This window comes from Luteibacter sp. SVR4-7G (assembly GCF_056755555.1).
In genome coordinates this window covers 91,015-99,101 of record NZ_JBPGXO010000009.1, presented here as the reverse complement: position 1 = coordinate 99,101, position 8,087 = coordinate 91,015, and the positions used below count along the sequence as shown (strand labels likewise).

12 protein-coding genes are annotated in these 8,087 nt (G+C 65.6%); 6 read left to right on the top strand and 6 right to left on the bottom strand.

Annotated features, from left to right (window positions below; all coding sequences use genetic code 11):
• A partial coding sequence (locus ACR9ZH_RS05470) for an MDR/zinc-dependent alcohol dehydrogenase-like family protein (protein ID WP_481289751.1) occupies positions 1-573 on the top strand: 573 nt, incomplete at its 5' end.
• Between the two features lie 10 nt (positions 574-583).
• Positions 584-997, top strand: a complete 414-nt coding sequence (locus tag ACR9ZH_RS05465; protein WP_481289750.1) for a hypothetical protein — start codon at positions 584-586, stop codon at positions 995-997.
• A gap of 13 nt (positions 998-1,010) precedes the next feature.
• Here the strand turns inward: ACR9ZH_RS05465 and sdhD are convergent, their stop codons facing one another.
• Complete coding sequence (gene sdhD, locus ACR9ZH_RS05460) at positions 1,011-1,397, bottom strand: succinate dehydrogenase, hydrophobic membrane anchor protein (RefSeq protein WP_481289749.1); 387 nt, start codon at positions 1,395-1,397, stop codon at positions 1,011-1,013.
• 261 nt (positions 1,398-1,658) lie between these two features.
• Here sdhD and ACR9ZH_RS05455 point away from each other — a divergent pair, with 261 nt between their 5' ends.
• The 4 genes from ACR9ZH_RS05455 (at position 1,659) to ACR9ZH_RS05440 (ending at position 3,436) form a co-directional block, all read left to right on the top strand.
• Entirely contained in the window at positions 1,659-1,928 is a 270-nt protein-coding gene (locus tag ACR9ZH_RS05455; RefSeq protein WP_481289748.1) for a hypothetical protein, read from the top strand.
• A gap of 108 nt (positions 1,929-2,036) precedes the next feature.
• Positions 2,037-2,540, top strand: coding sequence for a YciE/YciF ferroxidase family protein (locus ACR9ZH_RS05450; protein WP_481289747.1), 504 nt, complete (start codon positions 2,037-2,039; stop codon positions 2,538-2,540).
• Between the two features lie 218 nt (positions 2,541-2,758).
• Positions 2,759-3,067, top strand: a complete 309-nt coding sequence (locus ACR9ZH_RS05445) for a DUF3247 family protein (protein WP_481289746.1) — start codon at positions 2,759-2,761, stop codon at positions 3,065-3,067.
• A gap of 27 nt (positions 3,068-3,094) precedes the next feature.
• Positions 3,095-3,436, top strand: coding sequence for a hypothetical protein (locus ACR9ZH_RS05440; protein WP_481289745.1), 342 nt, complete (start codon positions 3,095-3,097; stop codon positions 3,434-3,436).
• A gap of 44 nt (positions 3,437-3,480) precedes the next feature.
• Here ACR9ZH_RS05440 and ACR9ZH_RS05435 read toward each other — a convergent pair whose 3' ends face one another.
• The 5 genes from ACR9ZH_RS05435 to ACR9ZH_RS05415 all read right to left on the bottom strand — a co-directional run bounded on the left by ACR9ZH_RS05435 (position 3,481) and on the right by ACR9ZH_RS05415 (position 8,086).
• On the bottom strand, positions 3,481-4,341 hold the full coding sequence (locus ACR9ZH_RS05435) for a helix-turn-helix domain-containing protein (protein ID WP_481289744.1): 861 nt from the start codon (positions 4,339-4,341) through the stop codon (positions 3,481-3,483).
• 150 nt (positions 4,342-4,491) lie between these two features.
• On the bottom strand, positions 4,492-4,773 hold the full coding sequence (locus ACR9ZH_RS05430) for an EF-hand domain-containing protein (RefSeq protein WP_481289743.1): 282 nt from the start codon (positions 4,771-4,773) through the stop codon (positions 4,492-4,494).
• A gap of 57 nt (positions 4,774-4,830) precedes the next feature.
• Complete coding sequence (locus ACR9ZH_RS05425) at positions 4,831-5,391, bottom strand: SCO family protein (RefSeq protein ID WP_481289742.1); 561 nt, start codon at positions 5,389-5,391, stop codon at positions 4,831-4,833.
• Positions 5,391-6,521: a hypothetical protein gene (locus tag ACR9ZH_RS05420; RefSeq protein WP_481289741.1), complete on the bottom strand. Its 1,131-nt coding sequence runs from the start codon at positions 6,519-6,521 to the stop codon at positions 5,391-5,393. The genes ACR9ZH_RS05425 and ACR9ZH_RS05420 overlap by 1 nt, the downstream gene beginning before the upstream one ends.
• Entirely contained in the window at positions 6,518-8,086 is a 1,569-nt protein-coding gene (locus ACR9ZH_RS05415; protein WP_481289740.1) for a multicopper oxidase family protein, read from the bottom strand. The genes ACR9ZH_RS05420 and ACR9ZH_RS05415 overlap by 4 nt, the downstream gene beginning before the upstream one ends.
• Position 8,087: the final 1 nt, after the last annotated feature.

Here is an 8,087-nt window from a genome sequence, read left to right as displayed (position 1 = left end):
GGAGCAGGGCGGGTCATCGTGGTCGACCACGTCGATTACCGGCTGGATTTCGTCCGCCGCTACGCGCAGTGCGAGACCGTCGATTTCCGCTCCGTCGGCGACATGGCCATCCACATCAAGAAGATGACCGACGGCCTCGGCGCCGATGTGTGCATCGATGCGGTGGGATGCGAAGCGACCGGCAACATCATGCAGCACCTGACCGGCGTGAAGATGAAGCTTCAGGCAGGCGCGGCCACGGTATTGCACTGGGCCATCAACTCGGTGCGCAAGGGCGGCAACGTGTCCATCGTCGGCGTCTACGGTCCCACCTTCAATGCCGTTCCCATCGGCAACGCCCTCAACAAGGGACTGACCTTGCGGATGAACCAGGCGAGCGTGAAGCGGCACCTGCCGCGCCTGATCGAGCACATCCAGGCGGGGCGGCTCGACCCGCGCGCCATCATCACGCACCGGGTGCCGCTCGAGGACGTGAGCGACGCCTACGAAATGTTCTCGAGCAAGAAGGACCAATGCATCAAGACCGTGCTGATCCCACCCGGCGCCGAGAGCGCCGCGACGACCGCAGCCTGAGGTATCCGCCATGAACCGACCGCAAGACCGCATTCCGGGCTGGGGAGCCGACCTCGACCGGGCGAACCGTCCCGCCGTGCCCATGGAGCGCACGCCGCCGCGCCTGGAAGGGGTGCACTGGGACCAGCCCCCTCCGCAGCAATCGGAGGTCGAGATCCTCCAGTCGACCGAGCACTTCAAGCGGCCCCCCGTGTTCGGGACCAGCGTCCCGCCGCGTGGCCTCAGCGGATGGATCCGCCGGCGGGCCTTCCGCCACAGCGAGAACGACCTGCGTCACTGGCTGATGCTGCTGTTCGCGGACCGCGTGGACGTTGTGGAAGGCCTGGTGTCGGACGCCCGACGGTCGCCGCGGACGCGCTCGGCCGTGGTCATTGCCGGCGCGACGCTAGCTGCCGCGTGGCTGCTGCGCCGGTCGGGATACTAGCTAGCGGCGGCGATCAACCCGCGATGGCGATGCGCACGATCGACAACAGCGAGAGCACCGCCATCAGCAGGAGGGCGAAACGGGTGAGGATGGCGCTCCAGAAGCCGATCCAGCGCGTGTGGATGTAGTCCTCGTAAATGTTGCGCAATCCCAGCTCGGTATGCCAGCAGACCAGGACCACGAAGGTCGCCATCAGGGTCGCATTGACCGGATGGGCGACGGCATGGCGGACCGTGGCGTAGTCCGAGTGCATCAGCGTCAGCACGAGTACGACGAACCATATCGACAGGCCCACGAGCACGAGCGACGTGAACTGCATGGCCATCCACGATCCGGCACCGGACTTGGCGGAGCCGATGTTGCGTGCACGTTTCAGCGGGTTGCGCAGGTCGCTCGTCATTTCCTCGTCCTCGGGTAAATCGCGGGGAGCTTGCCGGGCCAAGCGTGCAACTGAACCGCAAGCGGCGTCAATGGCTCTTCACGTTTTTTAACGTGATCTGCGATGCCTCTAAACGAGTTGCAAACCGCTGGTTAGGTCGCGATCAGGGTGCAGGATCTGCAGCAGGATTGGAAGAACATGCGCTCGCCGGCTTACGACGGCATGCGCTGCCCGCGCTCCACCGCGTCCAGAGGCGCGTATCGGCGCTGGCACGGAGTTTGAATGATGGTGGGCATGACCAGCGAACTGCACACCCCCATCATGCTTTACCTCCCCTTGGCCCAGCGCAACCACGGGTATCCCTGGGAGGTTTTCCATGAGACGCATCGCATGGGCGCCTTCGCCACCCAGGATGAGTGCTTCAGGCACGCGTTGCGGCTGGCCGACAGCATGGGCCGCCGCATGCAGCGCCGCGTGCGCCTGAAGATCGAAGGCGACGACGGTAACTGGGAGACGGTGGACGCCTTCCAGCCCCTGCGCGAAGAAGCGTGAATACAGGCATCTGTCGTCATCGCATTCACGCCACGAAGCTGGGCGCATGACGAACGCGCGCCTAGCATCCCAGACTCCGACGAACCACAGCCCGACACGGAGAAGACCATGGCAGTAAAGACGATCGAAGACCTTTTCATCCACGAGCTGTCGGATATCTATAGCGCCGAGAAACAGCTGACCAAGGCATTGCCGAAGCTGGCTCGCGCTGCCGAGGCGCCGGAGCTCAAGCAGGCCTTCGAAACCCATCTCGAGGAGACCCAGGGGCAGGTCGAGCGTATCGACCAGATCGTCGAGGCCCTTGGCATCCGCCTGAAGCGCATCAAGTGCGCCGCCATGGAAGGACTGGTGGAAGAGGGCAAGGAAGTGATCGAGGAAATTCCGGCGGGGCCGCTGCGCGACGCCGCGCTTATCGGCGGCGCGCAGAAGGTGGAACACTATGAGATCGCCGCTTACGGCACGCTCTCGGCGATCGCGAAGCAGATCGGCTACAAGGACGCGATCCCGCTCCTGCAGGCCACCCTGAAGGAAGAAAAGGCAACCGACGAGAAGCTGACGATGCTGGCCGAGCAGGCCGGCAACCAGCGCGCGGCGGAGAAATCGGCCGCCTAGCGGCGGCTTGACGCAGGTGCCCGCGCCGGACACCGGGTCCGGCGCGGGCGGCGGATGAACCACGAACAGGCGAGGGCCGGGTGCAACTCCCCGGCTTTGCGTCGTGCGCCGCCTCGGTGAAGAGGTCGCCCTCACCAAACCTTATGTGGGGCTGCATGCGCCTCTCACATCGTCCGGGCGACCCTTGCAGCTGATACCGCCGCCAGAGGAGCCGAACGATGGGACGCATAGCCAGGACAGTTTTCACCGAGCCGGAGGACATCGCGCGCATGAACCGCTGGGTCGAGGAACTCGCGATCAACGCCCGCGTACGTGTGCATGTGCTGGAGGGACCGCCGGTCGAGGGCGTCGTCATGGTCACTCCCACCGTCCAGGTCTTCAAGGATGCGGACGATGTCGAGGGCATCAACGGGACGGTGAAGCTCGAGGATCCGCAGCAGCCAGGGTGGAGCGGACTCGTCTGGCTGGGCGACATCGTGCGGGTGGAACACCTCGATTCCGTCACCATGGGAACGTCGAAGGCGTAGGGCCCCGCTGCAGAATGAGGTGATTCCATGTTATCGACGATGTTTTTCCTGCTTGCCACGAGCACACCCGCCCTGGTACAGGACGCCGCCCACCCTGCCCATGCCGGCACCGCGGCGGTGAGCGGACAGTCCGCCAGCGGAGGGAAACCGCAGCGGGTGGACACGTCTGCGCCACGCTCCACCGCTCCGAACGAGCATTGGACCGACGGCATGAACACGAAGCGTGCCCCGGATCCGCGCAAGCGGGACGAGTACGGCGCACCCAAGGTCACGCCGCCCACGGGGCAGGGCACCGACAATCCGGGCGGTATTCCCGAGCCGCGCCGCCATCCGCCGCATGCCAAGAGCGGCGAGGGGAAGGACGACTGAGCCGTCGCGGCCGGTACTCGCGGACACCATGCCGGTGTACGGATTCAGTCGGGCAGTCGCTCGCGCCAGGAATGGGGCGTGCGCCCCGCGAAGCGTTTGAACACCGTGGTGAAATGGGCCTGGGTACGGAAGCCCACGTCGAGCGCGATGTCGACGAGCGAGCGTTCCTTTTCCTCGAGCAGCCGCTTCGCGCGTTCGATGCGGCAGAGCTGCAGGTACTCGTGCGGCTTGTGGCCGGTGGCGGCGCGGAACTGCGCGGCGAAATGCATCGGCGAGAGACCTGCGGCACGGGCGATGTCGGCCAGCGTGATCGGCTTGTCCAGGTTGGCATCCACGTAGGTCGTGACGCGTTGCAGGCGCCAGCCCTGGATGGTGACCTTCCGCGTGCGCGCGTGCATGCGGTCCGAGGACGCGTGGAGGTGGAGCAGGCGCGCGATGATCGGCTTTCCCAGCGTCTCGGTGCATCCGGCCATGTGCCCGCACGCGTGCGTGGCGATGATGGCCCTTCCCATCATCACGATGGCTTCGTCGCGATAGATGCCGGCAAGCTGCGTGCCCTCGTCGAAACCATCGCCTGCATACTCGGCGAGGAAGTCGTTGCGGATGCTGAGGTGCAGCACGTCGGCCGGTTCGAAGAATTCGGCCGAGATTTCCTGCCGGGGCGATGTAACGAAGATGCAACAGGTAGGCAGGCGTCCCGAATGCACCACCTGGCCGTCCACGCGCAGGATGCCCCGGGTAGCGCGGAGATAGATGGCCACGATATGGGTGTCGGCGGGAGTCACGGCGCGGAGGCCCTCGACGGGCGGCGATGTCCATCGCGATGCGATCACGCGGTCGCCGCAGCCGTCCGCCACCGCTGGACTGCGCCATGCCAATTCGGAGTGGATGACGGGCGGCGTCACGTGTCGGGATCCCTCGGCGGACGAGACGATCCTATGGCGCGCTTGCCGTTTTCCGCAAGTATTTACGGCACGGTTTGCCGATTCCGTGCACGGGCAGGGCAGCGCGGCCGCGCCGGCTTGGCGGTGCCGGCGCGGCCGCTCCTGGTCTGATCAATCCTTCTTGAGGTTCATGAAGGCCTCGTACTCGTGCTGATTGATCTTCCCGTCCTTGTCCATGTCGGCGTCGTCCCAATGCGCTTTCAGGTCGGTCAGCGCGGGATATTTCTTCTCAAGCGCGGGGGTAACCTCATCGCGCGACAGCATCTTGTCGCCACCGGAAATCGAGGCGAACGACGGGAACTTGCTGCTGTCGTCCGCAGCGGCGATCTGGGTGAAGAACGCGCTGCCGGCAACGGCAATGGCGACGAGCAGGTAACGGTGCGAGGTGCGCATGGGTGTCTCCTTTGACGATGATGCGAGGGAACCGGCGAGCGCCGGCCGTGAATGGCGCTAACGGTGCGCCTGGAGGGTTTGCGCCACGCGGGTGGCGACCTCTTGTTCGGGAAGCTTCCTGCCGTAGTGGTCGAGGAACCTGCCGTCCGGCCCGATGAGGTAGAGCACGGTGGAATGGTCCAGGAGGTAGCCGCCTTCCGTAGGCACCTTGCGGAAGTACACGTGGTAGGCGTCGGTCACTGCCGTGATCTGCGCGGGCGAGCCGGTGAGGCCGACGGCGTCCGGACTGAAGGCGCGCACGTAGGCCTTCATCCGCTGTGGCGTGTCGCGCTCCGGGTCCACGGTGACGAACACCGGCGTGACGTCGATGCCGGTCTGCGTGCGTACGCTCCTGGCGATGGAGGCGATCTTCGCCACATCCACGGGGCAGACGTCCGGACAGGACGTATACCCGAAATACATCAGCAGGGGCTTGCCCCGGTAACTGCGATCGGTGACGGCGTGCCCGTCCTGGTCCACCAGCTGGAACGGGCCCCCGACTGACGCAGAACCGGCGTGCGCGCGGAGTGGCGCGGCGGCGAGGAGTCCGAGTCCGAGGCAGGCGAGCCAGCGCGTCATCAGAAGGCTCCGTTCAGCACGATCTGCAGGCCCAACAGGTTCGAGTCCTCGCCCCCTTGCCTCGACCGTCCACCGGAGAGGCCAAGGTCGATCAGGCCGGTGAGGTGGTAGACCACGCTGGCTTCGGTCAGGTACTCGTTGCTGCCGGGCGCCCCGGCAGGCGAAATGCGCCGGTTGGTATGCGTGATGCCCCAGGCGAAGCGGCCCGTGTCGAGGGTAAGCGAGGTGGTGAGGTACCGGGTGTCGTAGCCGGGCACGCCATTCTCATTGTTCACGCGCGCGTACTCGACGAACGGCACGAGGTCGACGAAGCGGCCCGACAGCGTGGGGCCGAGCTGGGTGGTCGGCTCGAACGGGATGAGGTATCGCACCGAAGTCACCCAGGCTCGCTCGTTGGCCGCCGCCGGAAACGACTCGCTGGTCTCGCCCTTGTGGTTCGCCATGTAACCGAGCTGCATCTCGAGATAGGGCAGCGCTGCGGGAGCGCGCCAGTCCAGCACCGCGGTGAAGTTGTTCGGCTTGCCCGTATTGGTGGCGCCTCCGTCCGAACGCCGCGCCTGCGTGGAGGGGCGGAAGAACGCGCGGCTCAGCACGGAGGTATCGGCCGCGTAGACGGCCACGCTGGGCGCGAAGGTGCCCATGGTGTCCGTATAGAAGCGCCGCTGGTAGGTCGCGCCGATGAGTCCGCCCAAGGCGTAGGTCGACACGAAGTCGGATGTATAGAGCCCCGGCGCGCTGCCCTGCGCCCGGCCGAACGGCAGGTCGATCTTGCCGATGCGCCAGGTGTCCACTTCGCTCTGGTGATACCAGTTGAGGTCGGTGATGTTCAGGCCGGTGCCGCCGAGCCAGCGGCGCTGGCCAGGGCGTGCGTCGGTCACCGGGCTGATTTCGGTACCGAGGAAGATCTCGTCGTTCGGATTGAAGCGGAAGTGCAGGACGTTGGTGATGTCGAAATAGCCGTTGGTCGTCACCGTATGCGGCTGCCCGCGTACGTCCAGTCCGTTGAAGTCGTACTGGATGGCGCTGCCGTATTCGATGCCGAAGCCTGGATAGCGGCCGGTATCGGCGGCGGCCGGGCCGGCGATACCGACGGCGAGGATCGCCTGGAAAAGCAGTGCGCGCCGCCTCATGGCGCACCACCCAGCGGCCGCGCGGAAGCAGGTGCGGTCTTGTCCAGTGCCGTCCGCCCGGTATTGCGCAGGTAGACGCAGGTCTGGTTGTCGCCGTAGATGCCGCCCAACGGCTCGAGCTTCACGGCCTGGTCGTAATCGGCCGGGCGCACCACCTGGATCACCTGCATCATGCCGCCGTCTTCGTGCTCCATGATGTGGCAGTGATAGACGAACTTGCCGAGGATCACGGGATCGGTGAACGGAATACGCAGTGTGATCGAACCCAGCGCGGGGATGAACACGTTGTCGCGGTAGCCGATGAAGTCCACCGGCTTACCGTTGATCTTCGTCACCTGGAAGTCGAGCTGGTGGATGTGGAACTGGTGCAGCTCCTGGCTCGGGTTGAACAGCGTCCACTCTTCGATATCGCCGAGCTTCACCGTGGTGTCCACGCGGTCCGGATCGAAGCGGCGCCCGTTGATGAAGAATGCATTCGGGTCGTCTTCGGAGTCCTGGAAGACAAAGCGGCGGCGCATGGCGACGGGATCGCGGGTCAGGTCGCGAACCTGCGGATAGGTGCTGGTGATCTTCACCGTGGGCACCGGTTCACCCTCGGAGACCAGGGTGCCCAGGAGCGCGCTGGCATAGCTGTCGCCGGCGGGCCCGGTATTCGCGCGGCCCGTCGTCACGGGATAACGGCCAGCCCGCGGTCCCGTGACCAGGATGCTCACGCGGGCGGACGGTCCGATCAGCAGTTCGTCGGCGAAGACTTCCTTCACGACGGTGTCGGCGTCCTGCGAAATGATCTGGACGCGCAGTCCGTCGAGGCGGATGCGGAAATACTGGTTGGCCGCCACGTTGAACAGGTGCCACAGCTGCGTCTCGCCGGGACGGATATGGATGTCGGGCTGGTATTGCCCGTTGATCGTGCGGATCGAAGGCGAGCCGGTGACGATCTCGCTGGCGAGCCGCCCGGTGAAGGTCTTCTGGAAGTTGCGCAGCACGAGCACGCGCTCGCGCACATTGCGCAGTTCGGGGAACTGGTCCTTGAGGCCGTCCACCAGGATCGGCCCGGATAGTCCCCCGGCTACCTGGCGTTCCGCGCCCTTGTTGAAATGACTGTGGTACCAGTACGGGCCGGGCGAGTGCTCCGGCGGCAGGCGCAGGACGTACTGGCCTTTCGTATGCGGATCGGTGAGGCGGAAGATGCTGTCACCTTCGTCGAGGGGCGAAACCTGCATGCCGTGGAAGTGCAGGTTGGTCAGCTCGTCCATCCGGTTGTCCAGCGTGAGCCGGATGATGCCCCCCGGCTTCGTGCGAATGACCGGCGCGTCGTAGTCGCCGTTGAATACCAGCGACTCGTAAGGCGTGTTGCCGATCGTCACCTTCGTCAGCGCGGCGGTGAGGGTCGCCGTGGTGACGCCATCGGCGTCATAGGTGAATTCCCTGGGTTCGCGCAGGTCCTCCGTGGCCGGGGCCGCACGCGGTGCCCCGGCTGCAAGCACGGCCAGCAGCACGCCGAGGCACCAGCGCCAGTCCTTCAGCGCCGCGATGAACTCACGGAGACCAACGGAACGGGCCATG

Bases quoted from the DNA above. Each gene is read 5' to 3' on its own strand.
- ACR9ZH_RS05465 (WP_481289750.1), top strand. From the start codon at position 584: ATGAACCGACCGCAAGACCGCATTCCGGGCTGGGGAGCCGACCTCGAC.
- sdhD (WP_481289749.1), bottom strand. From the start codon at position 1,397: ATGACGAGCGACCTGCGCAACCCGCTGAAACGTGCACGCAACATCGGC.
- ACR9ZH_RS05455 (WP_481289748.1), top strand. From the start codon at position 1,659: ATGATGGTGGGCATGACCAGCGAACTGCACACCCCCATCATGCTTTAC.
- ACR9ZH_RS05450 (WP_481289747.1), top strand. From the start codon at position 2,037: ATGGCAGTAAAGACGATCGAAGACCTTTTCATCCACGAGCTGTCGGAT.
- ACR9ZH_RS05445 (WP_481289746.1), top strand. From the start codon at position 2,759: ATGGGACGCATAGCCAGGACAGTTTTCACCGAGCCGGAGGACATCGCG.
- ACR9ZH_RS05440 (WP_481289745.1), top strand. From the start codon at position 3,095: ATGTTATCGACGATGTTTTTCCTGCTTGCCACGAGCACACCCGCCCTG.
- ACR9ZH_RS05430 (WP_481289743.1), bottom strand. From the start codon at position 4,773: ATGCGCACCTCGCACCGTTACCTGCTCGTCGCCATTGCCGTTGCCGGC.
- ACR9ZH_RS05425 (WP_481289742.1), bottom strand. From the start codon at position 5,391: ATGACGCGCTGGCTCGCCTGCCTCGGACTCGGACTCCTCGCCGCCGCG.
- ACR9ZH_RS05420 (WP_481289741.1), bottom strand. From the start codon at position 6,521: ATGAGGCGGCGCGCACTGCTTTTCCAGGCGATCCTCGCCGTCGGTATC.
- ACR9ZH_RS05415 (WP_481289740.1), bottom strand. From the start codon at position 8,086: ATGGCCCGTTCCGTTGGTCTCCGTGAGTTCATCGCGGCGCTGAAGGAC.